This is a genomic window from Bradyrhizobium sp. CCBAU 11361, assembly GCF_028128935.1.
Classification (GTDB): domain Bacteria; phylum Pseudomonadota; class Alphaproteobacteria; order Rhizobiales; family Xanthobacteraceae; genus Bradyrhizobium; species Bradyrhizobium niftali.
Genome location: NZ_LBJZ01000199.1, coordinates 16442 through 42548, shown reverse-complemented (window position 1 = coordinate 42548; position 26107 = coordinate 16442). Strand labels below are relative to the sequence as shown.

Here is a 26107-nt window from a genome sequence, read left to right as displayed (position 1 = left end):
TTGACGAGATATTGAAGTTGCAGGTGGTAACGTTGGGTTCGCGTCAGGCGCCCCTGCACGTGCCGAAAGGACAATCCTACAAATCGGGCGCCAACAGCTCACAACGTCTTCGGGCTTGGCAATCCATCCATTGGATTCCTAAGCTGCAACTTTTTCCAAAAAGCCTCCAATTACGCGGCGCAGTTCGGCGGTACGAAGAGCCACATCGGATGACGCATTCATGGCATCTACGGCTGCTTGGCTCGTACGATCGGCGACAGCCGCGCCGGTGGACAGATTCGACTCCACATCATGTGTGTCAGCAGCCGCCATGTTCTATCGAATTGCTGACGCCCATAGTCGTAGCGTCGAACCGATGAACGGCCGCAGCAATGTTGGCAGCCACCTTGTTGACGACCTCTACGAGGATCGCGATCTCTCTGATCTCTTCCGCGGCTTCAGCCGTGGAAGTCTGTATTCCATCCACGTGTCTGACAATTTCGTCTGTAGCTTCCGCGGTCTGACCCGCCAGCACCTTTACCTCTGCGGCAACGACTGCAAATCCCTTGCCTGAATCGCCAGCGCGAGAAGCCTCGTTTGTGGCGTTTAGAGCCAGAAGATTGGTTTGCCGGGCAATTTTCTTAATAAGCATGATTACCTCGCCATCTTATTCGACGCGGCAGTCAACTCCATCACACGTGACGTTGCTTCTTTTGCTCTCCGCTCGGCTTGGCTGAATGTCTCGTTCAAGGTCCGGCCCTGCTGTGCAATTGCTGAGATCGATGCCGCCAACTCATTCACCGCACCGGATATCGCATTGACATTCGAATTTGTTTGTCGCGATGCAGATACCGCGCTGGAGACTCGAATCGTCAGCTCACTTGCCACCCCCGTTAAGCGCTTGCAGGGCGACTTTCCGTTTGTAGACGTTAGCCAACGTCAGATCCTCAGGAACGGTTAGGCGGTAGGCGAGGTCGCGAACACCGCCTTTGACGAGCATACGCTTGCCGCTGCCCAGCGACAGCTTCCTTGTCGAGTCTCTTAAGCCACGGATGCTTATGTCGATCGGCGAAGAAGAACAGGCGCTTGACCTTCACGCCGGCGCAATCCTTCAATAGTTTTTGCAAACGAACAGGGCGCAGATTGCCGAGGCCGCCAAACAGGGCGTCGACCTGCTCCTTCGATCAAAACCTTCTCCCCACGTGGGCAGAGCCCTTGAACTGAAGCACCTGCGCTCTGTCGTGGCCGCGGCCGATTGTGGCAGCCTCCGTCAAGCGGCGGAATTGCTGAGGTCCCAACAATCCTGCCTCAGCCGTAGAATTAACGAGATTGAACACCACTTGGGAATTGCGATCTTCGAGCGCTTCAGCGGCGGTGTGCGCCCAACACAGGCAGGCCGCAGTGTTCTTCGCCTGGCAAGGACAATTCTAGAGGAGTTCGATACTCTGATAGCGACTGCAGAGCAGTTCGGAACGGTGAACCGGTCGGCTCAGCGCCGGATTTTGCACGTCGCTTTCGGTTGGCAATCTTCAAGCGTCCTTGCTGGATTTCAAGCAAGATCGAGCTGGCGGCGGTTGAACGATCACGAACACGCTCGGCAACGGCACTTTGCAACGGCGCTCTCGATATCCTAATCGTCACTGGGAGCCGACCACTACTCGACATTAACGCGTTGCCACTGTTGAGCGAGCGCGTTCTGGCCGTCTTACCGCATGATCATTTCGCGGCGCGGGACACTGTCTACTGGACTGATCTGCGGGACGAGACGGTGTTGCTGCGTCATTACGATCCGGGAAAAGATTTTTTCTAATCTCCAAGCTCGTATCGCCTGAAAACCGTCCTAAATTCGAGCACCACGACGTCAGCCGCGACATCATCAAGAGCCTAATCAGCATGAATACAGGAATCAGCTTGGTGCTCGAATCCGACATTAACTATGGGGGCCTCGTCTACCGCGAGCTGCGCGACGGCGGCGGTCCGAGCCGCTTCGACTTTTCGGCTTATTGGCCGCCCGACAATGATAACCCAGCGTTGGCCGCCTTCTTGAAGCTGCTCTCCGAGCGCTACCCCTCGCCTCCCCTCGGGCGTTGACGCTCCCGTCGGGCCTTCCTAAAGCTCCTGTCCGCCGCCATGAACCGCGCCAGCATGGGCGCGATTAGTTTTGCCGGATCCTGGGGCCGCTGCCCCGTTTCCTGAGCCAGGATTTCGGCGTAGGCGACAAGGTCCCGGTGGACGCTCGCGGGCAATTCGTGCGTCACCTTGGTCGGCTTATCGTCCTCGATCGCTCCGAGCTTCAGCTTGGCCATTGTCCTCACCCTCTGTACGGTTCGAGCACCAGATCGCGGTTGACGATGACCCTCACCGGAAATCCCGGGCGGATCGTCAAGGTCGGCTGGATGTTGAGATTGCGGCGGACCAGCTGCTGGCCAGTTTGATTCGCGGAATCCCCCGCCCCGCGCCGGAGCGCAGCAATGAGGTCGCTATTCGTGCTACCCGTATCCGCTCCGGAATTCACCTCGGTGCCGACGGCGAGCAGGGTTGAAAGCGCGGCGGCGCCCAAGAGCTCTTTCCAGTGATTGTCGACCTCGTCTTCGAGGCCTGAGTACCCCGCGGCGTCCGCCCCGGGCTGGCGCTCCAGCACGATCGAACGCCCATTCGGCATGATGAGCCGGGTCCAAACCAGCAGCACGCGCGACTGGCCAAAGGCGACCTGGCTGTCGTACGTGCCGATGAGTCTTGCTCCCTGGGGGATAAGGCGGGCTCGGCCGGTAGGGGAATCGTAGACGGCTTCTGTTACTTGCGCCGTGATTTGCCCTGGCAGATCGGACCGAATACCCGTGATGAGAGCAGCCGGAATAACGGTCCCGGCTTGCACCACGAATGGAGAAGCTGGCCTCGTCAGTCGATCTGGGCTGGCGGTGCGGCGATCGACGGATGCACTGACGAAAGCAAGTTTCCGGTCCTGTCCATTCTGCGCGAACGCTTCATCGGATGATGTCGCGGCATTCGAAGGAGTTTCATTGGGCGCCGTCACAGCGGCCGACGGACGGACGTTGGTGCTGGCAAACACCTTACTGGTGCGTGCCGCTTCGCTCTCCTGGTTGACGCGCTGCTGTTCGGGATCAACCCCGAGCGGGCTCGAAGTCGACGACCCTTGGGCGGCGACGATCGGCCGGCCGAGATCGCCTGGCAAAGGAGGCCCGAGACGAGGCACGTTTTTCGGGATTTCGGTGTAGTCCTTGGGCAGGGTTGCAAGCTGATCGGCGACACTGTGGTGATCGGTCGCGTAGAGCCCTTCCGACGCCGGAGTGCGCGATCGCTTCTCCTGCAGAGCCCAGAACACCGCGCCAGAGATGAGCACGAGCACAAGGGCGCCACCACCCGCAAGCACCTTGCGCGACAGGCGCGCCACCTGCTGACGGTCCGGCCGGAGCCGCAGGGTTTCGGCGATCTCGCCCGGCGGCTTAACGCGAGGCGCATCGTTGGGCGTGTCATTTGCGTGGCTAGTATCGCTCACTGCGGCCTCCCGTCGGTCCGCACGATCCTGACCTTCTGATGGTGCTCCTCGCCCAACCTCAGTTCCGCGGCCGCGAACAGCCGGTCCACGATCAGTAGGTTGCCGTAGGCGCGGTAGTTGACGAGCTCGGTCTTGCCGTCAGGCCCGATCACGAACAGCGGCGGCATCTGGCCCTGCCCGATCCCCGGCGAAAACTCGACATAGACCTTGCGGCCATCGTCGTAGGCGTTGACCGGACGCCAGGGCGGGCTGTCGCCCTCGATGGCGTAGCGATAGCGGCGCGCTGCTAGATCCGGGATGAAGGGCGTCGGCGACAGAGCCCGATGACGCGCGCCTCCATCCTCCGGATAGAACCACGCAACCGAAGGCATATAGGGCTTTTCGCGGGAGCGGAGCTCGACCAGGTAAGTGCGCCGGTCGGTGTTGATGACGAGATTGGTCTCAATCGAGGGGCGTGTCGGCTTGACCATGATGTGGACACGACGCGTGTCGCCGTTCCCGCTCTCGGTATCGCCGACAACCCACCGCACCGTATCACCAGCTGCAACCGGCCCCGAGCCGATCAGCTGCTCCCCGGGCTCGAGCGCAATGTCCGTAATTCGACCCGGCGCGGCATAGATCTGATAGAGGGCGCCCGGGCTATAGGAAAACACCTGCACTGCATTGAAGTAGCCGGCTTTGCGCGGCTGCACCCGTGCGGCATCATTTGCCGTTTCGATGCGCTCGATGGGCTCCTTGGCTTCCGCGCTCTTGCCGCCGCGTGCAGCCTTCCAGCTAGGTGGCACATGCAGCGGCCGTGGACGATCATCGGCAGGCGCCGGCAAATCGGGCGGCGGCGGAAGCTCGCTATCATAGCTGATTTGCGGCGGCTTGAACGTGGAGCAGCCGCTAAGAGTGGAGACACAGATTAGAAGAGCCAGAGGCAAGCGCGGCCGCACTTTCCGTGACGCAAGAAGAACATGTGACGGCATGGTCAGCCCAACTCCTTCGACCAGTTGATGGCGTTGACATAGATGCCAAGTGGATTCTTCCGCAGCCGGTCCAGGTCACGTGGCATCTCCGCGACGACTGTGAGGATCGCGCTCCATCGCTCGGTCGCGGCGAGTTGACCGTTGTCGTAACGGCGCTCGATCCAGGCCAGACGAAAACTCTCTGGCGAAGCCCGGATCACGCTCGAGACCTCGATTGCAATTTGCATCTTGCCGAGCCTGGCGAACGGATCGTTGTTCCGAGCATAGTCGTTGAGTGCCGCCGCGCCCCGGTCGGTCGTAAAGTCGTAGGCGCGGAGCCAGTTTTCGCGAAGGATGATCGCGTCCATCGGCAGGCCGCGCACGTGCTCGATGAAGCGCGCCAGGTGAAACGCGACTTGCGGGTCTGTCGGCTGATAGCTGGCATTTGCCGGCGCAACCGTCTTTGCTTCACCCAATTGATCGACCTCGACCACCCAAGGCGTAATCGTGCCGTGCGCTGATTGCCAGACCAGAGCGCCGGCAAAACCAGCAGAGAGGAAAAGGCAGCCAAAGGCCATCAAACGCCAGTTCTTGGCCTGAACGCGCGCCGCGCCAATGCGGTCATCCCAGACCTGGGCTGCGCGTTGATAAGGAGTGACTGCTGCCGGTGTGCGGCCATAGTGCACGGCCGATCGTTTGAACATCGTTTGCCCCCCAAGAGATGACTGAGAACGGGATTGAAAAGAGAAAGCGTCAGCGATCCCCTTGCGAGAGGTCGACAGATCCGCCGCCTCCGCCGTGATCACCCGAGCGAATCGCGTGCGTTGCAGCTGATGCCCCATGCTGGACCGTCTGTGCCCGCTTCATCCGACGAACCCATGCGGGTGCACTGTCTGACGCGCCAGAAGCTTCCCCTTCCCTCTTACCGGCATTGCTCGCGCCATCGCCAAAACCTGCCGCGACTGAGCGCAAGGGGCTTGCAGCAGCCGAACCGCTCGCCTCGAAACCGGCGTGGCTCGCCGTCCGAAACACGCTCGCCGCACCACTCGCAATGGCGCTTCCGCCGCGCGACGCGCCCGCGATGGCGCCGCTGGCGAGACCGGCAGCGCCGGCTGCAAGGCCGGCGCCAGCCGCAATCACCCCACCAGCCGCAAGTCCAGTGCCGACCGCGCTACCCGCGCCAAGCTGCGGGCCGCCAGAAACGATGCCGTTGGCGATGCCAGGTCCGAAGATGCCGAGACCAAGTAGGGAGAGAGCGCCGAGCACCAGCGCCATCGCGTTCTCGATGGCTGGCTGGTTGCCGCCGAAACCTGCCGTGAATTGCGAGAACAAGGTCGATCCGATGCCGACAATGACCGCGAGGACCAGGACTTTTACGCCTGACGAGATCACGTTGCCCAGCACCCGCTCGGCCGCAAAGGCGGTCTTGCCGAACAGACCGAAGGGGATCAGGACGAAGCCGGCAAGTGTCGTCAGCTTGAACTCGATCAGCGTGACGAAGAGCTGGATGGCCAGGACAAAGAAGGCCAGTAGCACCACGATCCAAGCGAACAGGAGAACCGCGATCTGGACGAAGTTCTCGAAGAAGCTGACATAGCCCATCAGCGAGGAAATCGAATCAAGGATGGGGCGGCCGGCATCGAGCCCAACTTGGGCGATCCGGCCCGGCCGCAAGAAATCCGCCGATGAGAGGCTTGTGCCCGAAGCCTTCAGTCCAAGACCTGCAAAACTCTCAAAGACGATGCGGGAAAGGCTATTCCAATTGCCGATCAGGTAGGCAAAGACGCCGACGAACAGCGTCTTTTTGACAAGCCGGGCGATGATCTCCTCATCGCTTCCTAGGGACCAGAACAGGCCGGCGAGCGTGAGGTCGATTGCGGCCAATGTGGTCGCAAGATAGCTGACTTCGCCCCCAACGAAGCCAAATCCGGAGTCGATGTAGCGCGTGAAGGTTTCCAGGAACTGGTCGATGACACCGGTGCCGCCCATGGCTCACTCGCTTTGGCTCGGAATAGATGGATAACCGGCCGGAAGACGGCTTTCGTCCTTACGCGGCACAAGAGATGGCGATGGCCCGACGCCCGCCCGGCTATCCGCACCGCTTGAGAATCCACTTCCCTTCAAGAACTGGCTGCGTTGTTCCGCCCAGATCTTCTGGCATTCGAGGAGAGCGTCTTTCTGCTTGTAGGTGACGGTGCGGCATTGCTCGAGCTTTGCCGCGATCGGGTCGGGCTTCGCAGCGCCCGAGGCGGAAGATTGGGTAGCGCTCTCATCGCCGCGCAGACGAATGGCGCAGACCGCAACGAACAGGACAGCCAGGCTAAGTGCCACCGCCACCGGCAGCCGTTCGAATCTGGACTTCATCATCAGTGGAACATCTGCACGGTTGTTGGTTGATAGCCCTGGCCCTGGATCAGAAAGCGCCGCAGCTGCTCCCTCCCCTGGTCCTGCGCTGCTGCCCGCTGCGCTGCCTGAAGCGTTTGCGCCCGACCTTGCGCGGCCACGGCGGCGGTAAGGTCCGCTAGCTGCTGCGCTTGCAGTGCAAGGAGCTGATTGCCGGCCTGGCTCGCCTGAAGTGCGCCTGACGCGCCCTGGCTCGCGGTGACCAGGGCCGACATCTGGGTCCGATTGGTGTCGAGATTGCCGACAACGCTCGCCTGCACGCGCATGGCGTCCTGCAGCCCGGCAACGGAGTTCTGCCAGCGTGTTTGCGCGTTGGCGACCATGAACCCATTGGACACGCTCGATGATGCGGGTGCGTAAGTTGTGGAAAAGGCGCGATCGATCTGCTGGACGTCGTAGGCGATCCGCTGGGCCTGCGAGAGCAGCTGCTGAGTACGCTGAATCGACTGCTCGAGCTGCTGAAGGGACGAATATGGCAGGCTCGCCAGGTTCTTCGCCTGGTTGATCAGCATCTGCGCTTCGTTCTGCAGAGATGTGATCTGGTTGTTGATCTGCTGCAACTCACGCGCCGCTGTAAGGACGTTCTGCACGTAGTTGTTGGGGTCGAACACGATCCATTGTGCCTTGCCCTCTCGGGGCACTTGCATGACGGCCATAGCGACCAAGCTCGCTGCCGTCAGCTGACGGAGACGGTTCATGACAAGCTTCCTTCCTTCGCAAGCTGCGGAATGAGATTGCAGGCCCAGCTGATGTCTCGAGCCTTCAACCACCCAGTGACAAACTCGTCCCGCCCGTGCTCCTTAAGGACTTGCTCAATGAGAGCCTGATCGGCCTTGGAAGACGCGGCTGCAAAGGCAAGCGCGATTTCGCCAAGGCCGAGCTCGAACAGCCGGTTGCCTCGGCGCGACTGGCAGTAGTAATCGCGCTTGGGCGTGGCTCGGGCGAGGATTTCGATTTGCCGGTCGTTCAGTCCAAAACGCCGGTAGATCGTCATGATCTGCGGCTCGATGGCCCGGTCATTTGGCAACAAGATCCGGGTCGGGCAGCTCTCGACGATGGCGGATGCAATTGCGGACCCGTCGATATCCGCAAGCGACTGGGTCGCAAACACGACGGAGGCATTCTTCTTGCGAAGCGTCTTCAACCATTCGCGGAGCTTTCCGGCAAAATCGGCATCATCGAGCGCAAGCCAGCCCTCATCGATGATGAGCAGGGTCGGACGGCCGTCAAACCGGTCCTCGATCCGGTGAAACAGGTAGGAAAGGACCGCGGGCGCGACATCGGTTCCGATCAATCCGTCGGTCTCGAAGACCTGGACGGAAGCCTCTCCCAGCCGCTCGCGTTCCGCATCCAAGAGCCGCTCGAAGGGACCACCGAGACAGTAGGGCTGCAGCGCGCGCTTTAGGGCATTGGATTGGAGCAGAACGGAAAGGCCAGTCAGCGTGCGCTCCCCGACTGGCGCGGAGGCAAGCGACGTCAATGCTGACCAGACATGATCCTTCGTCTCGGGCGTGACCTCGATCCGTTCGCGGCCCAAGATCGACGCGATCCAATCGGCTGCCCAGCCGCGCTCGCCAACGTCCTCAATCCGCGCAAGCGGCTGAAGAGCAACGAACGCTGCGGATTCTCCGGCAACCGCGCCGCCAAGGTCATGCCAGTCGCCGCCCATGGCGATTGCGGCTGCGCGGATCGACCCGCCGAAATCGAAAGCGAAGATCTGAGCTTGCGGATAACGGCGGAACTGCAGCGCCATCAGTGCGAGCAGCACGGATTTGCCGGCACCGGTTGGCCCAACCACGAGGGTGTGGCCGACATCTCCGACATGAAGCGAGAAGCGGAACGGGGTGGAGCCTTCCGTCTTGCCGAAGAACAGCGGAGGCGCCTTGAAATGATGGTCCCTCACTTCTCCTGCCCAGACAGCAGACAGCGGGATCATATGGGCGAGATTCAAGGTCGAGACCGGCGGCTGGCGGATGTTCGCATAAGCCTGTCCCGGCAAGCTGCCGAGCCAGGCTTCGACCGCATTGACCGTCTCGGCCATGCAGGTGAAGTCGCGGCCCTGGATCACCTTTTCGACGAGGCGCAGCTTTTCATCAGCTGCACGCGGATCCCGGTCCCAGACCGTGACGGTTGCCGTGACAAAGGCCTCGCCGATCTGATCCGAGCCGAGCTCCTGCAGCGCGCTGTCAGCATCCATCGCCTTGTTGTGGGCATCGGTGTCGAGCAGCGTTGCGGCCTCGTTGGTCATCGCCTCCTTGAGGATCGCGGCGATCGACTTTCGCTTGGCAAACCATTGCCGCCGAATCTTCGTCAGAAGCTTCGTCGCATCCGTCTTGTCGAGCATGATGGCCCGGGTCGACCAGCGATACGGAAAGGCCAGCCGGTTGAGATCGTCGAGAATGCCGGGCGTCGTCGCGCTCGGAAATCCCACGATCGTCAGCACGCGCAGATGCGCCTCCCCCAGCATCGGTTCCAGCCCGCCGGTCAGCGGCTGGTCGGCAAGGAGCGCATCGAGATACATCGGGATTTCGGGCACGCGCACGCAGTGCCGCTTGGTCGAGACTGTCGAGTGAAGGTAGGTCAGCGTTTGCTCGTCATCGAGCCAGCCGCATTCCGGCATGAAACCTTCAACGAGCTGCAGCACACGGTTGGTCCGGTCCACAAAGCCGGCAAGCACCTCTCGCGCGTCCGCTCCCGCGCCGCGGTGGCTGCCCTCGTAGAGGAGACGCTCTGCCACCGCTGCGCTCTCGGCGGGCGGCAGATAGAGAAACGTCAGGTAGTAGCTCGATTCATAGTGGCTTCCGGCCTCCTCGAACTGCGCTTTGCGCTCCGCATCCACCAAGGCGGAGGCGATATCCGGGAAGATATCCGGCGGATAGCGTCCCGCCGAATGCCGTTGCGACTCCACGAAGATTGCCCACCCGGAGCCGAGACGCCGCAGCGCGTTGTTCAGCCGGCCTGCGACCGCGACAAGCTCAGCCGGGACAGAACTGTCGAGATCTGGCCCTCTGAACCGCGCTGTCCGCTGAAACGAGCCATCTTTGTTGAGGACGATTCCCTCATCGACCAGGGCGGCCCAGGGTAGGAAGTCGGCTAGGCGCGTGTTTGAGCGGCGATATTCGGCAAGATTCATCATTGACCGACTTCAGGTGCTGAGATGACCGGGGACGCGAACGTGGCGGCGCACGACTTCGACGAATTCTGGATCGCGCTTCGCAGCCCAGACCGCGGCCATGTGGCCGATGAAGGCCAGGAGAAGCCCTGCCAGCCACAACCGCAGGCCGAGGCCGAGCGCGGCGGCCAACGTGCCGTTGAGAATCGCGACTGAGCGTGGCGCGCCGCCCATCAGGATCGGTTCAGTGAGCGCGCGGTGGACGGGCGCGACAAAGCCTGCGACTGGCTCATCCATCAGATCAACACCCCGCCACCGAACGAGAAGAACGACAGAAAGAAGCTAGAGGCGGCGAAGGCGATCGACAGACCAAACACGATCTGGATCAGACGCCGGAAACCGCCTGACGTGTCGCCGAAGGCGAGCGACAGCCCGGTCACGATGATGATGATGACCGCGATAATCTTGGCGACCGGGCCTTCAACCGATTGGAGGATCTGGTTGAGCGGCTGCTCCCAGGGCATGTTCGAGCCGGCGGCCCATGCCGGTTGAGTTGCCAGATAAAGAGCCGCGAATGCGATGACTGAAAAGCTCCGGCCAAGAGATGATGGCGTGGTCATGACTGATCTCCGATCTTCGAAAGGCTGTAATCGCCCGATGGTCCGAGCCCGGTGACAGAGGCGAGCTCGCTCATGCGTCGCTCGGCACCACGGCCGGACAGCACGGCGATGACGTTGATGGTCTCGGCGATCAGCGCGCGCGGGACCGTCACGACGGCCTCCTGGACGAGCTGCTCGAGCCGCCGCAGGGCTCCAAGCGCGGTGCCGGCGTGAATCGTGCCGATGCCGCCGGGATGGCCCGTCCCCCAGGCTTTCAAGAGGTCTAGCGCCTCGGCACCGCGCACCTCGCCGACCGGGATGCGGTCAGGCCGCAAGCGAAGCGATGAGCGCACCAGATCCGACAGCGAGACGACGCCGTCCTTGGTCCGCAGCGCCACAAGGTTCGGCGCCTGGCATTGAAGCTCCCGCGTATCTTCGATGAGGACGACGCGGTCTGACGTTTTGGCGACCTCGGCCAGAAGCGCATTCGTCAACGTGGTCTTGCCGGTCGAAGTGCCGCCCGCGACCAGGATGTTCTTCCTTGCGGCAACCGCCTCGCGCAGTGCGCTCGCCTGCTCCGCGTTCATGATGCCGGCAGCGACATAGTCGGCGAGGCCAAAGACGGCCACGGCGGGTTTACGGATCGCGAACGCCGGCGCGGCCACGACCGGCGGCAGCAATCCTTCGAAACGTTCGCCCGTTTCCGGCAGCTCGGCCGAGATCCGGGGCGAGCCCGGATGAACTTCGGCGCCGACATAATGCGCCACCAGGCGGACAATGCGCTCGCCGTCGGCCGGAGGTAAGCTCTCGCCAGTGTCAGTGAGCCCGCTCGACAGCCGATCGATCCACAGCCGGCCATCTGGGTTGAGCATCACCTCGACGACGGAAGGATCTTCCAGGAAGCCTGCGATTGCGGGCCCTAACGCCGTGCGGAGCATGCGCGCTCCGCGTAGCTCAGCTTCCGAATGAAATGAATGGATGACCACGACTGCCCCCAAGGAAACCGAGGCAGCTGACGATCAGCGGCCTCTCATGGGGACAACTAGAAAAGGCAGAACCTGCGCCATCGCAACAAGGGACCACGTCGTTCGTAGCCTGGCGTAGAAAGAGAAAGATTCGGAAAGAATGTCATTGACGAGCCGAAGAACGGGGGCATTGCGACATCAGCCCAACGACAGCCTGGCGTCACCACGCCCCACTTTCATCCGCCTGCAGGATGACAAGCTCCGCTGGTGGACTAACGACCTCGACCGAGCTCGAGCCGCCCGCGCCACGACGTGTGCGGAAGCTCCAACCCTTCCTTTCAGGCCAACGAGCCATGGCCGCAGCCGGGCGATAGCCTCGCGTCACCACGCCTTATCTTCATCCGTCTCCAGGATGACAACCTCAGCCGCCGGGACAATGACCTCATCAGAGCTCCATCGGCCCGTTCCTTGACGTGCGACCAAAGGTCCAACCCTCCCTTTTCAGGCCTCCGAACCACGGGACGGCAAAACAGACGAGCGTCGCCAGCTGCAGCAACACGTTCACTCCGAAAGCGATCTGGTAGGCGATCAAGGGATAATGCCCCGCCTGGAGAGGCCATTGCTCCAGAATCAGTCCCGTTCCGTACTGCACGATGAACGCCCAGCCAAATTGCAGGACGTTCAATGCGCCGTTGGCTCGCGCGACGAGTTCAGTCGGGAAATAGTCCCCTATGATGGCGTAGGTCAGAGCTGTCGCTGATGCGGCGACCGATACGGCGTACCAGGGAAGAAGTGACAGCCAGGGCGGATGCAGGATCAGCACAAGCTCAGCGCCGATCAACATCACCGCGACGACCGCAAAGAGAGCTTCCGTTGTCTTGCCGCGACGGCGCACCCAGTTTGCAAGCAGGCCCAGGAGCAGGGCACTGAGACTCAAAGTAAGCGCCATGGCGAACAGTTCATCGACGAGACTCGTTCGGTCCAGCCGCTCGACATCGTCAAGCCAGGGTGCCGCCCACAAGGATTGCAGTGCCCAGGCCGATCCGATGCAGGTCGCCGACAAAGGCGCAATTCGCCAGAAGCGCGCGTCCGAATAGATGGTTTTCAGGGTGGCAGGCTTCGTGCTCGGCAGAGACCCCGTGGATCGTTCTGGAACCACAAGATAAATCAAAATGCCAGCAAGCGCAGTCACTGCCGCCAGCGCCTCGAATAACCCCCTCCAGCCGATCCCGTCCAGGAGCACCTCGGCCGGCGCTGTTGCTGTGACCGCCCCCAATGATCCCAGCATGATCATGAAGCCATTGAGAAGAGCCATACGTTCTCTCGGAAACCAGAGGACGATGATTTTTAAGCCTGACATCAGGGCGGCTGCGGTTCCAAGCCCGATCATCGCCCGACCAACGAGGAGCGACAGGATTCCCGTTGATAGTCCAAAGAGCGCGGCACCCGCTGCAGCAACGCCTAACAGTGTGCTCTGGACCCGCCGCGGGCCGAAGCGGTCCAGACACATGCCGATGGGAATCTGGACCGCCATGACGATCAGGAAATAGATCGACGTGAGCAGCCCAATATCGGCAGCGCCAAGCCCGAGATCAGAGGTGAGGCGTCCAGCAATCAGCGTATTGATCGTCCGGAACAGGTAGGACAGGTAGTACCCGGCCGCGAAGGGAAGAAACACGCAGGCGATGAGCCGCGAAACTGGAAGGCGCTCGAGGCGTTTTTCGGAGAATATTTTGCTCAGCCCTTGTTTCGGCGCGCTTCTCCCGGCCCGGTCGGCCAGCTCAACAGAAGGAGTTGGGCAGGCTCCGAAAGTTCAGACTGCTGCCGCCCTCCTCGGCGGCAGCGCTCGGCTCGGTTTCTCCACGCGCGGCGGCTGCGGACGAAGCTTCCCGATTTAATTGCTCTGGAGCCGTAATGCCTGATGGGCGGCCGTGAGCTTCAGACGCAGGTCGACTGGCCCTTCCCAGCCGATCGATGGTCTCCCGTATCAATGGCTGTCCGAGCCGAACCCGGCGCTCGACCTGCTCGACCAATACCTTGAAGCGCCGCTCGCCGAGCAGGCACGCCTCCCGCTGCTCCGATGGCGGCATGGGAGGTGTCACGGTGAGGTGATAGCGCGCATGCAGACCCACCGTCTCGGCAATGATCGCGATCTCGCGCTCAAGCCTCGCCATCTGGCCACTCATGCGCTCCAGAGCCTCATGAACGCCCCCCTCGATCGGCAGCGCAGGACTGAAAAAGCGCTCAAGTGCCGTCTCGACGACCACGCTCTTGCCGAGTCCCGGGCGATCGGTCGCAGCTTCAAGCCGCTCGACCATGCTCTCGGAGAGCTGCACAGTGACCTTCTTGGTTCGCGGAGCTTCGTTCGAGACCGGCTGGGCATCGCTACCAGCTTGATTCAACTTCGAGCTGGGCTGGCTTTCGAGGCCTTCATCGACTTGCATATTTCCATGTTCCCCACTTTGCGACCGCTCAAAGCCACACGACGGGCGTGTCCAGCCCGCGACGCAGATCCGATCGATAACGATGAATCGCCCCAGCGATGACGGGCTCACAAAGAAGCAGGCCAAACACGACATCAACCGCACGAACATGCCCGTCGCGCTCTGGCGTAGGCAAAGAAAGGAAGGGTGGCCTGATCAGAGCCGGACCTGTTCGGCTCGCGGGGCCAACATCCCAAATGACGGCTATGGAAGCGTTGGCGACTTGAACGAGGCGTCAGTCCCTTCGTCGCTTCACGGCTGGCTGTCGGTGCAAGAGCCGGCCTATCTCGGAATCGGTCTTCAGAAACGAGAGCCGTTAAATCGCCCATCTGCTGCGGAAACCTTCCTCACTCAGGTTTCTCCGAGGCGTCAAAGTCCATGCTCACTTCTTTAAGAACGGTCGATCCGCTGGAAAGCCGCCGTCCGAGCGCTTCAACAAAGCGATTGTAGCGCTCCGCCCCTTTGGCGCGCGCGGCTGGTCCCGATTGTTCAGGGAGCGCCGGGGTCGAGGTCAGCCAGAAGCGGATGAACAGCGCAATCGTCTCAAGCGTTACACCGTCGTTGCGTTCAAGGCGTTCGAGTACGCGCGCGATCCGGTCGAGCCGCTTGGCGATCGCCGCCTCGCGCCGATCGGAATCGTCCGGGCAGAGGAACGAGGCGATCGCGGCCTCGGCGACCAACGACTTGGACTGGCCACGATGATTTGCGAAACTATCGAGGCTCTTGGAGATCTCCGGATCGAGGTAGATGCTGAGCTGGGTCTTCTTCATTTTGACAGGCTCAGAGGTCCATGCCATCGTCAGGGTCGAGGCTGACGTTTCGCGCGACGCCCTGAATAGATCGGCTGAAGGCTTGCGCCTGGACGGCATCGGCGTCACCCTCATCCAGGCCTGCATCGAACTCATGTTCGGCAAGCGGCACCTTGACCTCGATCTCCTCATGCTGCGGCAATTCCGGCTCCCGGCGAAGGCCTCCGTTCGGGTCGTCGCTCTTGCGCTTGCGGCTCGTGAGCAGCACGCTCGAAGGAGCAATTGACGCTTGCGATGACCAATCATCGGGCTGCGCAGCCAAGGCGGCACGTTCGGGGCCCGGCGGCTTCAGCACCCGCCGCTGGAACTGCGGATCCTCGTAGTAGCGGACCTTGGTGGCACGCAGCGGGTGCACTCCGGAAACCATCACGATCGCCTCTTTGGACGAGAGTTGCATGACTTCGCCGGGCGTTAGCAAGGGCCGCGAGGTTTCCTGGCGGCTTACCATCAGGTGTCCAAGCCATGGGCTTAACCGGTGCCCGGCATAGTTCTTCATGGCTCGTAGCTCGGTGGCGGTCCCAAGCGCGTCGGAGACGCGCTTGGCAGTCCGGTCGTCATTGGTCGAGAAAGCGATCCGGACATGGCAATTGTCAAGAATCGCGTGGTTCGGTCCATAGGCGCGTTCGAGCTGGTTAAGGCTCTGGGTGATGAGAAAGCTGCGGATGCCGTAGCCAGCCATAAACGCGAGCTGGCTCTCGAAGAAGTCGAGCCGGCCAAGGGCTGCGAACTCATCGAGCATCAGGAGGAGCTTCTGCCGGCGCCGGTCAGGATCCAGGCTCTCGGTCAACCGCCGCCCGATCTGGTTGAGGATGAGCCGCATCAAGGGTTTTGTCCGGACGATGTCGGATGGCGGAACGACGAGATAGAGTGAGACGGGTCGAGGACCGTCGACGAGATCGCGGATGCGCCAGGCGCTCCGTGCGGTGATCTTGGCAACCACCGGATCGCGATAGAGCCCCAGGAAGCTCATTGCGGTTGAGAGAACGCCCGAGCGCTCGTTCTCGCTCTTGTTGAGAAGTTCTCGCGCAGCCGAGGCCACGACGGGATGGACGCTGGTTCCAAGATGGGCCGTTGCGAGCATTGCGTTCAGCGTCACCTCAATCGGACGGGCTGGATCCGACAGAAAGTTTGCGACGCCCGCGAGCGTCTTGTCGGCTTCCGCGTAGAGGACATGCAGGATCGCGCCGACGAGCAGCGAATGGCTGGTCTTTTCCCAATGATTGCGCCGCTCCAGCGCACCTTCAGGGTCGACGAGGATATCAGCGATGTTCTGGGCGTCTCGCACCTCGCAATCTCCACGACGGATCTCCAGAAGCGGATTGTAAGCGGCGCTGGCCGGATTGGTTGGATCGAACAACAGCACGGGTCCAAAATGCGCGCGCCAGCCGGAGGTCAGCTGGAAATTCTCCCCCTTGATGTCATGAACAATGGTCGATGCGGGCCAGGTCAGAAGGGTTGGGATGACAAGGCCGACGCCCTTGCCCGATCGCGTCGGGGCAAAGCAGAGCACATGCTCGGGCCCGTCATGCCGCAGATAATGGCCCTGAAACCGGCCGAGCACGACGCCATCAGCCCCCAATAGGCCTGCGCGCCTCACCTCCCGCGCGTCGGCCCAGCGCGCGGAGCCGTAGGTGGTGACGTCTCTCGCCTCTTGTGCCCGAAAGACCGAAAGCATCATTGCTAACGCAATTGCCGCGATGCCGCCGCCCGCGGCAATGGCGCCGCCCTGAAGGAAGATGCGGGGTGCGTAAGCATCGAATTGGAACCACCAGACGAAGAAGGCTGCCGGCTGGTAAATCGGCCAATGCCCGAGCCTGAACCACGCGGGTCCAAGCTGCGGCTGAAACGCAAGTTGCCAGGCGGTCCATTCGGTCGCCGCCCACAGGAAGGCGAGCACGACCAGACAAACCAGGATTACCTGATGCCAAATGATCTTCGTCGCGGACATGGATTTAGATGTGGACACCACCTCCGTGCTGCACACAACAAGAGCCACGCGCACGTCGCAATCGCGCGCGTCGCAGCGCAGGATCTGCGGCGCAGAGCGAAAGCTGCGTTTGCGCTCAAAGCGCCAATCGACGCTGTGGAGACCGGCGATGCGCCTACGCACCGTGCAATGATGCATGGCGCTCCGCAAAGACAATGATCTCCACAGACGAACAGCAGTCACTGTCTCAGCCGAGCGCTTGCGTCGAGATTCCGGTAAGACAGGCAACAGCGGAGATTTGCTCAGACCCCGTTGCTGATGCACCGTCGATCGGACCAACTTGAGTTCACGGCGCTCCTTTCCGCAAGGTCGCGTTGTCTCGATCGCCTCAGGAGCGGTTTAAGCGGTCACGGCGAGGTTCGGCGACGCTTTTGCGCGCGACATACCATGGATGCGCAGCAATCCCGCGACAGGCATCGAATAATCTGCGGAGTGACACGGGGTCACCTCACAATCAAGGTCGCACCAAGCGCACATGACAAAGTTGCGCCTGCACAGATTGGCTTCTCGGCTCGGCTGCGCTGCAATAGTGGTGCTTGCCGGCGTCGCCGCGACAAACGCGGCGGGCTGCCCGCGGCCGAATGCACTGGGCACGTCACGCGTTCTCGCTGTCGATGCGACGACCTATCCGCGCGTGGGACTAAACAACTTTCCAGAGACCCTTCCTCTGGCGGACCATGAGATCGTCCTCACCTTCGATGACGGGCCGCGTCCGCCGAACACGGAAAAGGTGCTGGAGGCGCTCGCACACGAATGCGCACGGGCCACGTTCTTCCTGGTCGGCAGGTCCGCCGCGGAATTTCCTGCACTCGTTCGGCGCATCGCCGCCCAGGGCCATACGATTGCGCACCATAGCTGGTCGCACCCGATGATGTCGAAGATTCCGTTCGAGCAGGCGAAAGAGGCCATCGATCGCGGTATCGCGGCCGTTGAAATGGCGCTCAACGGCGTTTCGACTAAAACCCCGTCGACACCCTTCTTCCGCTTCCCATATTTCGACGCGACGCCTGCGACGCTCGATCTCTTACAGACGCGCGGGATCGTCGTGTTCGGAGCTGACCTTTGGGCGAGCGACTGGGAGAACGTCACCCCGGAGCAGGAGCTCAAGAATGTGATCGAGCGGCTCGAGGCCGCTCGTAAGGGCATCATTCTGCTGCATGACGCGCAGCCCCGAACGGCGGCCATGATGCCCGCGTTCCTACGCTACCTGCATGAGAACGGGTATCGGGTCGTGCATCTGGTACCCGCTATTTCGGCCCAGAAGAACGCCGAAGTGCCACATTGATGCCTAGCGTCACGTCGCTCCCTGCCATCATAACGCTCGCAGAAAGACGCGCATTGGCGAGAGCACGACAAGGGCGCTATAGATCGTTTCTGGGCGGTATCGCGACCCGATCGGGATCGAAGATAACGAACCTGTTGATGTGGCGTCGCAATTCAGGCCGCTTTCGACGCTCTTGCGCCAAAACGAAGCAAAAGCTGCCCCACCTCGGCGGCCGGCCTGGCGGCGCTGAACAAGAATCCTTGCACCTCGTTGCAGCCCTCGGCGCGAAGCCAATCGAGCTGCTCGGTGGTCTCCACCCCTTCCGCGGTCGTGGTGATGTTGAGGCTGCGTCCGAGGCCCGAGATCGCGCGCACGATGGCGCCGCAGTCGGAACGTATCGCCAGATCCTTTACAAAGGAGCGATCGATCTTGATCTTGTCAAAAGGAAAGCTGCGCAAGTAGCTCAGGCTGGAATAACCCGTTCCAAAATCGTCCAGTGAGATGGAAACTCCAAGCTCGCGCAGCTGGTGAAGAATCGCGAGATTGGCCTCGGTCTCGGCCAGGAATACGGACTCGGTGATTTCGAGCTCGAGCCGCTTAGGCGCCAAGCCCGAATTGGCCAGTGCTGAAATCACCACCTGGACGAGGTGAAGGCTACGGAATTGTGCCGGCGACAGGTTGACCGCGACCTTGATCTCGGACGGCCACTTCACCGCCTCGTTGCAGGCATCGCGCAGCACCCACTCGCCGAGGGGCGCGATCAGTCCGATTTCCTCTGCCAACGGAATGAACTCCGCGGGTGAGATCATGCCCTTCTCCGGATGGCGCCAGCGCAGGAGCGCCTCAAACCCTGAGATCTTGTCGCTCGCGATGTCGACCAGGGGCTGATAGTGCAACTCGAACTCGCTATCGGCAAAGGCGCGGCGCAGGTCGAGCTCCAGCTCGCGGCGTCGCTGCGCCTGGTAATCCATCTCGCGCTCGAAGAAGCGATGTGTGCCGCGGCCATCCTCTTTGGCGCGATAGAGCGCCATATCGGCGTTGCGCATCAGCTCCTCGCTGCTCGTACCGTCGCCTGGTGAGAGCGCAATTCCGACCGACGCGCCGATCACCACCTGATTGCCGTCGATCTCATAAGGCGCACTCAAACTCCTGATCAGTTCGGCCGCGAAATCGCTTGCCCGGTTCGGCGAGATGTCGTCGGTCAGGATGACGGCAAATTCGTCTCCGCCGAGCCGTGCCGCCAGATTGTTGCCGGCGACACGCGAGCGCAACCGGTCGGCCACCTGCTCGAGCAGGTGATCTCCCATGGCATGGCCGAATGAATCGTTGACGTTCTTGAAGAGGTCAAGGTCGATGCACAGCACCGCGACGTGTTTGCCGGCTGCATTGCCGTTTTCGAGTGCGTCGCCTAGCCGCTCCCGGTGGAGCGCACGGTTGGCAAGGTTCGTCAATCCATCGTGGAGTGCCATATGGGCGATGCGGGCCTCGGCCTTCCGTCGTTCGGTGATGTCGAACACCACGACCAAATAGCCCTCGCGGCCCTCGATTATGAGGCGTCGCCCGAAGGTAAGCACACAAATCTCGCTGCCATCGGCCTTGACATGACGCCAGGGATGTTCGGACTGATAGATATCTCCGGCGTCCCGTAGCGCCCGCGTATAGCCGACCTGCTCGTCTTTTGGCCAGATCTCCTGAACTTTCATTCGCAGGAAAGTCTCGCGGGCATAGCCATAGTGCTGCACCGCCGCGTCGTTAACCCTCACAAAGTCCATCGTCTCGGCGTCGAAGGCCCACATCGGCATTGGATTGCTGTCGAACAGCAGCCTGAACGAGGCGTCTCGGCGCTTCAAGGACGTAACGTCGGAAATAACCAGGGACACGATATTGCCGAAGGCGCTAACCCCCAAGCGCAGGCTCCGATTATCGTCTTCGATCTCGAACTGGTCACTCTGGTCGTTCGTGACCGCAGCCCGCAACCGCCCTACAACCTCTTGCGAACAGAGCAGATGGTCTGAATTGCTCAGACGCTGCCACAGCAGGCTGTGTTCTGCCACGTCGAGGAGCTTCACCGCCGCTTGATTATGGTGCACGACCTGAAAATCAAGCGGCCTGCCCGTCGGATCGCGAAGGGCTGAGAGCGAGACTACGCCGTCATCAGTCGTGCAAAAGATCGCATCGATTAGATTGAATTCCGTGCCGCGCTCGTTGACATAGGCGCCGACCAGTGTGCCGCCCCAACGCGAGAAGGTCGGCAGGGCCAGCACATCGTACGTCCGCACCATGCCTGCGCGCACGCAATGTGCGGCCGCGAGATAGGGACGGTTGTTTGCAATCGCGTTCGAGACTGCCTCACTGAGGACTGTCGCACAATCGGGGCGTAGCGCATCCATCGGAATGTTCCAGCGCGCATCGCCCAGCCAATTCTGCGCATAGCGACCAGTGCGCGAAACAGCAAACGCGCCATTGTCACACTTGAGCAGCACCAGATGATCGGCGAGCCGCCCGAGGCTCCCGAGCAACACATTTTCATAGCGGGGAAGCGTTTCGCCGGGCTTGAGCGCAGCCTGCCACTTGCGCCGCAGGACCGGCACGTCATCGAACAGCTTCGCATCCAATTTCGTGGATTGACCCTTGGCAGCATTCATCACACGCCCCCGAGACCTAAACTTCCTGCCCGCGCGACATCAAATCCAGCTCGGCTTAATTCGCTGTTAAAGCGATGACGCAGTCAGCTCTGGTGCGGCTCACCAATAGCCGCTCCGAGGACACCCCTCGTGATCGTCTTCGACGCATCTCGACGCAGGAAATCGTCGGCACGGCGGATAATTCGACTGAAATACGCCGGTAGGAAGCAGTATGACGAGGAGAAACTTCCGGCGAGCGGTTTGAATGTCGCATAGCGACCCGCGGAGCGTTCCATCAATTATCCGCGTAATGTTTGTTCGATGTCGGATTTGTAATAACTCCGATCTGCCGAACGGACGAAATTGCTTCTAACTTCGTTCTAGCGCGCAACGCCGAGAATGGCACCAAGCAACCCAAAAAGGGTTCCAGCTTATCAACGTGCATCTATGTGAATTTTGTGAGCACACGGACAAGGCACTGGGCATCAGCGAGCGATCCGCGATGATGATCTTGCCTGAGACTCCGGACCCAAGGAGATGCGGCGCAAACAAGCACATGTCAAAGAATTATGACGGCGTGCAGCGCGAGGAGGCCAGGCATGAGAAAGAGCGATGTAACGTGTTCCGAGTGCGGTGCTGGCTTCCGCCGTCTTGAGCTTACGTCTGAGCGCGGCATCGAATGCAAGTACCACTGCCCTGCTTGCGGCACACTGATCGAAGCGTGCGGGTCGGATCACCTCATTGTTTACCGGCTGACGGTGCAGCCATCAATCAAAGCGGTCCGCAATCAGTAAAGCCTTCTCAGTTGGCGCGCGCTGGACAGGTGCTCGGTGCTGCCACTTGAATTGTTCATGTTCGATGGCGAGATCGAAGCCGGCCTTGTACACCTTGTACACGGGGGCGACGCCTTGAGCTTGAAAAGCACTGGTTGGTTGAGCAGCTCATAAGCTAGCGCGGGCATCGACAGCAAGCTCGACCTTCGCGCCGCGGAAGGCTCTTCCGTATGCTTGCTTTTGCGCCATAGGAAAGCTCATCAGGCATCCCGAGCGAGCGCCGATGAGCCGCCAAACAACGTGCCGAAGAGTACGACGGTGACCGAGATCGGCCATAGGGCGTTGGTCCAGCTCGTCTCGACCGAGATGATCGCCGCCATCTCGCGCCGTCGTGGCGCACGGCTCCAGACGATCTGCGGACATGCACCGAGGCAATGCGGCAACGGCAGGTGACTGTGCAACGGCAATCCGCTCGACGTCGTAGGAGCGCGCAGTTTGGCGCGGGGATCGGCGGGTCAGAGCGAGAGGTCGCGCTTGCGCCCGAAACTCCAATCCACGCCGCCAGGACCGGCGATGCCGTTCACCTGCCTGCCCAGCTCACGCTCCAGCGACGGTAGCCACGGCACGAGCTGAAAGCCCAGGCCATTGTCGATCATGGCGAAGCGGCCCGACGCCAGCGACAGCCGTTGGCGATAAGTCCCGGTAACGGCCTCGCCCGCCTCGGCCGGCAAATGCGTCAGCCCCGTTTCAGAGGCCAGGCGCCGGCCTACGATCTCGAGCTCGCGGTTGCGCAGGGTCCCAATCAGGTTACGGCCAAGCGTGATCTTGTCGCCGTCGCGGCGGGCAAGGCCCTGCTCCGCCAGCACGTCGATCCGCCGATCGAGTGCAGCGCGGACCTCAGCACCGAAGCCGGCCCGTGAGAGATCCACGGGGTCACGCGCGACGAGGCGCCGGTCGAGCCAGGTCGCCCCTTCCGCCGCCACCTGCTGGTCAAGACTGAGGTCTGAGCGGACGGCCAGCGCGATCCGCTGCCGGCCCCTCGTATCCTCGAAACGACGCAGTTCCACGATGCCGCCAATAGGCCCGTCGCCAGCCGCTTCGATGTCGGGGAGCTTGAGATGATGCACCCTTCCGTCGATCCCGTCGACAATGGCAAAAGCTGTGCCTTTGAGCTCGTCATCGAGCCCGTGCCCCACGAGCCGACCGATCAAGGGTTCGCCGTGGTGTTCGCCTTCGAGTGCCCAGGATGACGGTGCGCGCGTGGCGCCATCCTTTGTGAGGCTCCTGTGCAGCCGCTTGATGATGTCGCCACGCTCGCCAAGCTCTCGCAGGCGCTGCTCTGCATCTGCCGCCAGCACCCAGCGCGCCGGCCCGGCCGGCTCGGCCAGGCCCAGCCGCTCGAGGGTGCGCATCCTTCCGATCCGGATCTCCCGCAGCGGGTCTCGCGCGGCTTCCCGGTCCGGCCGGAGGTCAATGACTCCATCCGCGGCGCTCGCTTCCCGGGCAAGCGCCCGGTCGAGCCTGGTCCAACGTTCAGCCGCCACGTCCCTGTCGAGGTTTTGGCGGATCTCGAGCTCTGAACGCGGGCCGAGTTCGCGGGTCACAAGGTCGACGGCCCGGGCGCGCAACCCCGTTGAGATATAGTCACGGCTGATAACGAGGTCTTTTCCGTCATCGTCGCGGCCGCGCACGAGGATGTGGATATGCGGATGCTCGGTGTTCCAATGATCGACCGCCACCCAATCGAGCCGGGTGCCAAGGTCCCGCGCAGCCTGATTCATCAGTTCGCGGGTGAAGGTCCGTAAGCTTTCCAGTTCCGCGGCATCATCGGGCGAGACGATAAATCGGAAATGATGCCGATCACCTTCGCAGCGCTCGGCGAAGGCGCGGCCGTCTGCCTCGTCGCCCGCCGCGTCAAAGAGCTTTCCTGGTGCCCCGTCGCGGGTAACCCCATCACGCTGGAGATAGCCGATATGGGCACGCAGCGCGCCTGGCGAACGCATCCGCCGCACAACACGCGCCTTGACGATGGCGCCGCGTGCGCGGTTATTGAGGAGCCGCGACGCGGCAAGGCTCGCCGCGCGGCCGCGCCCAAACGTGCTGCCGCGCCTCACGCCACTACGAGAAAGCCCGCCCGCCTTCTGCGCCGCCGTGAGCACCTGCGCCAGAAAGGATTTTGTCCGAGCCCCGCGGGTCGAGCGGATGCGGCCGGGACGGATGCGGAAATCGTCGTTTTTGGCCATCGCGAGCTCGCAAGGTGTCGAAAGCTGAGCAACGATGGTGCGTTGCTGAGAAATGCAGGTTGCGCGGGAACGTGCGCAATGTTTGCGAGATCACTGGAATTCTCCGGTTCTCCTCGCCCCAACCGACCGACCGCACCTTGCGGTTTTTATCCTGCCCTCCCCGCTCGTCCAATCCATGCTCATTCCCAACCGCCTTCACGGCTGCGATGGCCCTCGCCAGCACGCGACGAAATGCGATTTCACTCATCGGTGCGGCAACTCGTCTGAACGAGGCACAAACAGGCCCGTCGCGCGCGGCACAAGCGCTGATGTGGACGCCGTAGCAAAGTGTTGCGACGAACCGAGCGATTGTTGAGCCGATGTCGATGGACGTTAGCGAACGCGTTGCCGGATCGTCGAACAAACACGGTTGCCTGCGGCGCGTCGACGATCTGTCCCGTCATCGCACGACCGTGCTCGCGCCGGCTAATGCCGAGCAAAACTGCAAGTCGCCGAACGTAGGCTTGCGTTTCATCGGGAAGCGTTCGACCTGCAACCAGGTGCTCTTCATATCGCTTTGGACCAGCGTTGTAGGCCGCAAGAAAACCTTCCGTTCCGAAGCGATCGAGCATCTCGCGAAGATACGCCGTACCAGCCACAATATTGTCGTGAGGATCAAACGGATCCAATCCGAGATCATGCCGAACGCTCAGATCGATCCATGTCTGGGGCATGATTTGCATTAGACCGAGAGCGCCCCGCGTCGATACGGCATTCACTTTCCCACCACTTTCGACGTCGATCACCCTCAGGATCCAGTGCTCCGGAATCCCGAATCGAAGAGAGGCCTCGGCCACGAATGCTGCATATGCAGTAGACCGAGCGGCGCTCGATGAGCGCGTTGTTTGTGCGAGCGATGCTGATTCCGCTCTGCAGGTCGATGGCAAGCCGCGTGTTTGCAGGATACTGAGGCAGCAAGCGATGGTAGCAGTCGCCAACTGACGGGCGGCAGCTGAGCACAGCACAGCTTTGGCTCGACGTTGCGGTATGCAACGGCAGCACTTGTCCATACTGACTCTCGAGATCAAGGCCGCAAAGGAGGGCCGGCGTTGCGCTTCCCGAAACGGCCGGATCGCAGGCTGGTGGGGCAAGGAGGACATACTCACTCCTCCTTGGTCCAGACTGGAATTGCCCGGCCAATGACCGCTGATCTCGCGATGGGCCCGAAATAGCGGCCATCCAGCGAGTCTGGCGACTGCCAATTCATGAGGAAGACTTCGTCAGCGGCTATGACCCGGCAGCCCCGCCACGCCGGCAATGGTCTGTCGCGGCTGTCGCGCTCGCGTGCCGCGCCCATTTCGATGTTGTCGACAACAATCGAAAGCCCAGTCCTGCAGACCGTTTGCCCCGGGAGTCCCAGCACTCGTTTGAGCATCGGCACGCCGATCGGCAAGTAACCGTTGAGGTCGAGGAAGCTGGCCAGCGGCTCGGGCGGCCGAACGACCACCAATTCAGTAACATTCAAGGGGGCGGCATCTCGCATGCGATAGAGTCCGATCGGAACGCTTTGGGACGCGTTCCAGATGTAGGATGGTGCCGCCTGTTCGCCCGATGACAGGGCAAGCGCCGTGGCGCCAAGCATCGCGACAACGATAGCGAACCGTGCCATCAGAACGTTATCCTTCGTCGGTTGAGCCATGCTTGGTGGCGCGCGCGGGTGTAGGTCCGTGGGCCTTCGTTGACGGACAGGCGGTTGTGAACGTGATGCCAATATTCTGGGGCAGCATCGGCGGGGTCGATCCCGAGCGCCTCCACAGCTTCGATCAATTGCAGCACGCGCTCGACCTTGGGCCAGCCGGAAAGTCGCAGAAAACTTTCTCCGCCAGGGCTGATCCATGGCACAGTCGAGTATGGCTGCCCTGGTGCGACCGCGCGCAGAATGTCGATGCGAGATAGTACTGTCCCGAAGTCATTTGATGTCCAGCGGACGAATGCGAAGATGCTGCCGGACGGAAACGAGAGCACGCGGCGATGAACATCGATGATCTTTTCCCCGACAGGTTTGCCGAACCGAATCCGGTTCTCTATGCGTTTTTCGATCCACAGGAGCTCAACGTCTGTTAGTTCACTCAACCGAGGCCTCCGTGTGCTGAAAGGCGTTTTTGAAGGATCCAAGGCGCTGCCGCCGGACGCGCAGGCGCAGATTTGGAGGCCGGCTGTGCAGCCGCGGTGAACCGAACAAACATCGGCGCTGCCGAAGCCGTGCAGCGAATTCCGGCCACCGCCGACACCGGCTGTTCCGTTAGAAGGAATCCGAAGGATTCCTGGTTAGGAAAGTTAGAGCATCGGGAAGTACTTGTGCCGCAACGATTTTGCGCTCCTTTTGGTCCCCGATAGCACGAGCATGCGGTCCCTGATGG

The 26107-nt window shown here is 61.6% G+C and carries 27 protein-coding genes; 4 read left to right on the top strand and 23 right to left on the bottom strand.

Features of this window, described 5'->3' with window-relative positions; all coding sequences use genetic code 11:
- Window positions 1-298 precede the first annotated feature (298 nt).
- A complete protein-coding gene (locus tag XI08_RS41715) occupies window positions 299-631 on the bottom strand; it encodes a methyl-accepting chemotaxis protein (protein WP_271578895.1) in 333 nt (110 codons plus the stop codon).
- Here XI08_RS41715 and XI08_RS41710 point away from each other — a divergent pair.
- Entirely contained in the window at window positions 605-940 is a 336-nt protein-coding gene (locus XI08_RS41710; RefSeq protein ID WP_271579130.1) for a hypothetical protein, read from the top strand. The genes XI08_RS41715 and XI08_RS41710 overlap by 27 nt on opposite strands.
- Here the strand turns inward: XI08_RS41710 and XI08_RS41705 are convergent.
- Window positions 927-1106, bottom strand: coding sequence for a type IV toxin-antitoxin system AbiEi family antitoxin domain-containing protein (locus XI08_RS41705; protein WP_442869597.1), 180 nt, complete (start codon window positions 1104-1106; stop codon window positions 927-929). The genes XI08_RS41710 and XI08_RS41705 overlap by 14 nt on opposite strands.
- A 75-nt stretch (window positions 1107-1181) precedes the next feature.
- Between XI08_RS41705 and XI08_RS46100 the strand changes: the two genes are divergently transcribed.
- Together XI08_RS46100 and XI08_RS46095 are read left to right on the top strand one after the other, a co-directional pair.
- Window positions 1182-1613 carry a LysR family transcriptional regulator gene (locus XI08_RS46100; protein WP_333929533.1) on the top strand — a complete coding sequence of 144 codons (432 nt, stop codon included), beginning with the start codon at window positions 1182-1184 and terminating at the stop codon, window positions 1611-1613.
- The gene (locus XI08_RS46095; protein WP_333929408.1) at window positions 1499-1789 is read left to right on the top strand and encodes a LysR family transcriptional regulator substrate-binding protein; all 291 of its coding nucleotides are present in this window, start codon (window positions 1499-1501) and stop codon (window positions 1787-1789) included. Before XI08_RS46100 ends, XI08_RS46095 begins: the two co-directional genes overlap by 115 nt.
- 253 nt (window positions 1790-2042) lie before the next feature.
- Here the strand turns inward: XI08_RS46095 and XI08_RS41695 are convergent, their stop codons facing one another.
- The 15 genes from XI08_RS41695 to XI08_RS41625 all read right to left on the bottom strand — a co-directional run bounded on the left by XI08_RS41695 (window position 2043) and on the right by XI08_RS41625 (window position 16765).
- Window positions 2043-2285: a DUF2274 domain-containing protein gene (locus XI08_RS41695; RefSeq protein WP_271567614.1), complete on the bottom strand. Its 243-nt coding sequence runs from the start codon at window positions 2283-2285 to the stop codon at window positions 2043-2045.
- Window positions 2286-2290: 5 nt separating this feature from the next.
- Window positions 2291-3496, bottom strand: coding sequence for a TrbI/VirB10 family protein (locus XI08_RS41690; RefSeq protein ID WP_271578894.1), 1206 nt, complete (start codon window positions 3494-3496; stop codon window positions 2291-2293).
- Window positions 3493-4467 carry a P-type conjugative transfer protein TrbG gene (gene trbG / locus XI08_RS41685; RefSeq protein ID WP_271578893.1) on the bottom strand — a complete coding sequence of 325 codons (975 nt, stop codon included), beginning with the start codon at window positions 4465-4467 and terminating at the stop codon, window positions 3493-3495. Before trbG ends, XI08_RS41690 begins: the two co-directional genes overlap by 4 nt.
- A gap of 2 nt (window positions 4468-4469) precedes the next feature.
- Window positions 4470-5150: a conjugal transfer protein TrbF gene (gene trbF, locus XI08_RS41680; RefSeq protein ID WP_097669062.1), complete on the bottom strand. Its 681-nt coding sequence runs from the start codon at window positions 5148-5150 to the stop codon at window positions 4470-4472.
- Between the two features lie 49 nt (window positions 5151-5199).
- Window positions 5200-6435 (bottom strand): P-type conjugative transfer protein TrbL, encoded by a 1236-nt coding sequence (gene trbL / locus XI08_RS41675; protein WP_271578892.1) that lies wholly within the window; start codon window positions 6433-6435, stop codon window positions 5200-5202.
- A 3-nt stretch (window positions 6436-6438) separates the two neighbouring features.
- Complete coding sequence (gene trbK-alt, locus XI08_RS41670; RefSeq protein ID WP_271578891.1) at window positions 6439-6813, bottom strand: putative entry exclusion protein TrbK-alt; 375 nt, start codon at window positions 6811-6813, stop codon at window positions 6439-6441.
- Window positions 6813-7547: a P-type conjugative transfer protein TrbJ gene (gene trbJ, locus XI08_RS41665; protein WP_097669059.1), complete on the bottom strand. Its 735-nt coding sequence runs from the start codon at window positions 7545-7547 to the stop codon at window positions 6813-6815. Before trbJ ends, trbK-alt begins: the two co-directional genes overlap by 1 nt.
- A complete protein-coding gene (trbE, locus tag XI08_RS41660; protein WP_271578890.1) occupies window positions 7544-9985 on the bottom strand; it encodes a conjugal transfer protein TrbE in 2442 nt (813 codons plus the stop codon). The genes trbJ and trbE overlap by 4 nt, the downstream gene beginning before the upstream one ends.
- A gap of 9 nt (window positions 9986-9994) precedes the next feature.
- On the bottom strand, window positions 9995-10258 hold the full coding sequence (locus XI08_RS41655; RefSeq protein ID WP_097669057.1) for a VirB3 family type IV secretion system protein: 264 nt from the start codon (window positions 10256-10258) through the stop codon (window positions 9995-9997).
- Complete coding sequence (locus XI08_RS41650) at window positions 10258-10581, bottom strand: TrbC/VirB2 family protein (protein ID WP_097669056.1); 324 nt, start codon at window positions 10579-10581, stop codon at window positions 10258-10260. The genes XI08_RS41655 and XI08_RS41650 overlap by 1 nt, the downstream gene beginning before the upstream one ends.
- Entirely contained in the window at window positions 10578-11498 is a 921-nt protein-coding gene (gene trbB / locus XI08_RS41645) for a P-type conjugative transfer ATPase TrbB (protein WP_271578889.1), read from the bottom strand. The genes XI08_RS41650 and trbB overlap by 4 nt, the downstream gene beginning before the upstream one ends.
- A 472-nt stretch (window positions 11499-11970) precedes the next feature.
- The gene (locus XI08_RS41640; RefSeq protein WP_271578888.1) at window positions 11971-13203 is read right to left on the bottom strand and encodes an MFS transporter; all 1233 of its coding nucleotides are present in this window, start codon (window positions 13201-13203) and stop codon (window positions 11971-11973) included.
- A 103-nt stretch (window positions 13204-13306) separates the two neighbouring features.
- The gene (locus XI08_RS41635) at window positions 13307-13969 is read right to left on the bottom strand and encodes a hypothetical protein (RefSeq protein WP_097669053.1); all 663 of its coding nucleotides are present in this window, start codon (window positions 13967-13969) and stop codon (window positions 13307-13309) included.
- 386 nt (window positions 13970-14355) lie between these two features.
- On the bottom strand, window positions 14356-14778 hold the full coding sequence (locus XI08_RS41630) for a CopG family transcriptional regulator (protein ID WP_097669052.1): 423 nt from the start codon (window positions 14776-14778) through the stop codon (window positions 14356-14358).
- 10 nt (window positions 14779-14788) lie between these two features.
- The gene (locus tag XI08_RS41625; RefSeq protein WP_097669086.1) at window positions 14789-16765 is read right to left on the bottom strand and encodes a conjugal transfer protein TraG; all 1977 of its coding nucleotides are present in this window, start codon (window positions 16763-16765) and stop codon (window positions 14789-14791) included.
- 514 nt (window positions 16766-17279) lie between these two features.
- Here XI08_RS41625 and XI08_RS41620 point away from each other — a divergent pair.
- Complete coding sequence (locus XI08_RS41620; protein ID WP_271578887.1) at window positions 17280-18089, top strand: polysaccharide deacetylase family protein; 810 nt, start codon at window positions 17280-17282, stop codon at window positions 18087-18089.
- Window positions 18090-18241: 152 nt separating this feature from the next.
- Here the strand turns inward: XI08_RS41620 and XI08_RS41615 are convergent, their stop codons facing one another.
- From XI08_RS41615 to XI08_RS41590, 6 genes are all read right to left on the bottom strand, one after another.
- The gene (locus XI08_RS41615) at window positions 18242-20713 is read right to left on the bottom strand and encodes a putative bifunctional diguanylate cyclase/phosphodiesterase (RefSeq protein ID WP_271578886.1); all 2472 of its coding nucleotides are present in this window, start codon (window positions 20711-20713) and stop codon (window positions 18242-18244) included.
- 746 nt (window positions 20714-21459) lie between these two features.
- On the bottom strand, window positions 21460-21588 hold the full coding sequence (locus tag XI08_RS41610; RefSeq protein WP_271567600.1) for a hypothetical protein: 129 nt from the start codon (window positions 21586-21588) through the stop codon (window positions 21460-21462).
- 392 nt (window positions 21589-21980) lie between these two features.
- The gene (locus XI08_RS41605) at window positions 21981-23708 is read right to left on the bottom strand and encodes a relaxase/mobilization nuclease domain-containing protein (RefSeq protein WP_271567599.1); all 1728 of its coding nucleotides are present in this window, start codon (window positions 23706-23708) and stop codon (window positions 21981-21983) included.
- A gap of 239 nt (window positions 23709-23947) precedes the next feature.
- Entirely contained in the window at window positions 23948-24493 is a 546-nt protein-coding gene (locus XI08_RS46500) for a lytic transglycosylase domain-containing protein (protein WP_442869918.1), read from the bottom strand.
- Window positions 24494-24849: 356 nt separating this feature from the next.
- Entirely contained in the window at window positions 24850-25356 is a 507-nt protein-coding gene (locus XI08_RS41595) for a S26 family signal peptidase (protein ID WP_271567597.1), read from the bottom strand.
- Entirely contained in the window at window positions 25356-25820 is a 465-nt protein-coding gene (locus XI08_RS41590; protein WP_271578885.1) for a DUF2840 domain-containing protein, read from the bottom strand. The genes XI08_RS41595 and XI08_RS41590 overlap by 1 nt, the downstream gene beginning before the upstream one ends.
- Window positions 25821-26107: the final 287 nt, after the last annotated feature.

Bases quoted from the DNA above. Each gene is read 5' to 3' on its own strand.
- XI08_RS41715 (WP_271578895.1), bottom strand. From the start codon at position 631: ATGCTTATTAAGAAAATTGCCCGGCAAACCAATCTTCTGGCTCTAAAC.
- XI08_RS41695 (WP_271567614.1), bottom strand. From the start codon at position 2,285: ATGGCCAAGCTGAAGCTCGGAGCGATCGAGGACGATAAGCCGACCAAG.
- trbG (WP_271578893.1), bottom strand. From the start codon at position 4,467: ATGCCGTCACATGTTCTTCTTGCGTCACGGAAAGTGCGGCCGCGCTTG.
- trbF (WP_097669062.1), bottom strand. From the start codon at position 5,150: ATGTTCAAACGATCGGCCGTGCACTATGGCCGCACACCGGCAGCAGTC.
- trbL (WP_271578892.1), bottom strand. From the start codon at position 6,435: ATGGGCGGCACCGGTGTCATCGACCAGTTCCTGGAAACCTTCACGCGC.
- trbK-alt (WP_271578891.1), bottom strand. From the start codon at position 6,813: ATGATGAAGTCCAGATTCGAACGGCTGCCGGTGGCGGTGGCACTTAGC.
- trbJ (WP_097669059.1), bottom strand. From the start codon at position 7,547: ATGAACCGTCTCCGTCAGCTGACGGCAGCGAGCTTGGTCGCTATGGCC.
- trbE (WP_271578890.1), bottom strand. From the start codon at position 9,985: ATGATGAATCTTGCCGAATATCGCCGCTCAAACACGCGCCTAGCCGAC.
- XI08_RS41655 (WP_097669057.1), bottom strand. From the start codon at position 10,258: ATGGATGAGCCAGTCGCAGGCTTTGTCGCGCCCGTCCACCGCGCGCTC.
- XI08_RS41650 (WP_097669056.1), bottom strand. From the start codon at position 10,581: ATGACCACGCCATCATCTCTTGGCCGGAGCTTTTCAGTCATCGCATTC.
- trbB (WP_271578889.1), bottom strand. From the start codon at position 11,498: ATGCTCCGCACGGCGTTAGGGCCCGCAATCGCAGGCTTCCTGGAAGAT.
- XI08_RS41635 (WP_097669053.1), bottom strand. From the start codon at position 13,969: ATGCAAGTCGATGAAGGCCTCGAAAGCCAGCCCAGCTCGAAGTTGAAT.
- XI08_RS41630 (WP_097669052.1), bottom strand. From the start codon at position 14,778: ATGAAGAAGACCCAGCTCAGCATCTACCTCGATCCGGAGATCTCCAAG.
- XI08_RS41625 (WP_097669086.1), bottom strand. From the start codon at position 16,765: ATGTCCGCGACGAAGATCATTTGGCATCAGGTAATCCTGGTTTGTCTG.
- XI08_RS41620 (WP_271578887.1), top strand. From the start codon at position 17,280: ATGACAAAGTTGCGCCTGCACAGATTGGCTTCTCGGCTCGGCTGCGCT.
- XI08_RS41615 (WP_271578886.1), bottom strand. From the start codon at position 20,713: ATGAATGCTGCCAAGGGTCAATCCACGAAATTGGATGCGAAGCTGTTC.
- XI08_RS41605 (WP_271567599.1), bottom strand. From the start codon at position 23,708: ATGGCCAAAAACGACGATTTCCGCATCCGTCCCGGCCGCATCCGCTCG.
- XI08_RS41595 (WP_271567597.1), bottom strand. From the start codon at position 25,356: ATGGCACGGTTCGCTATCGTTGTCGCGATGCTTGGCGCCACGGCGCTT.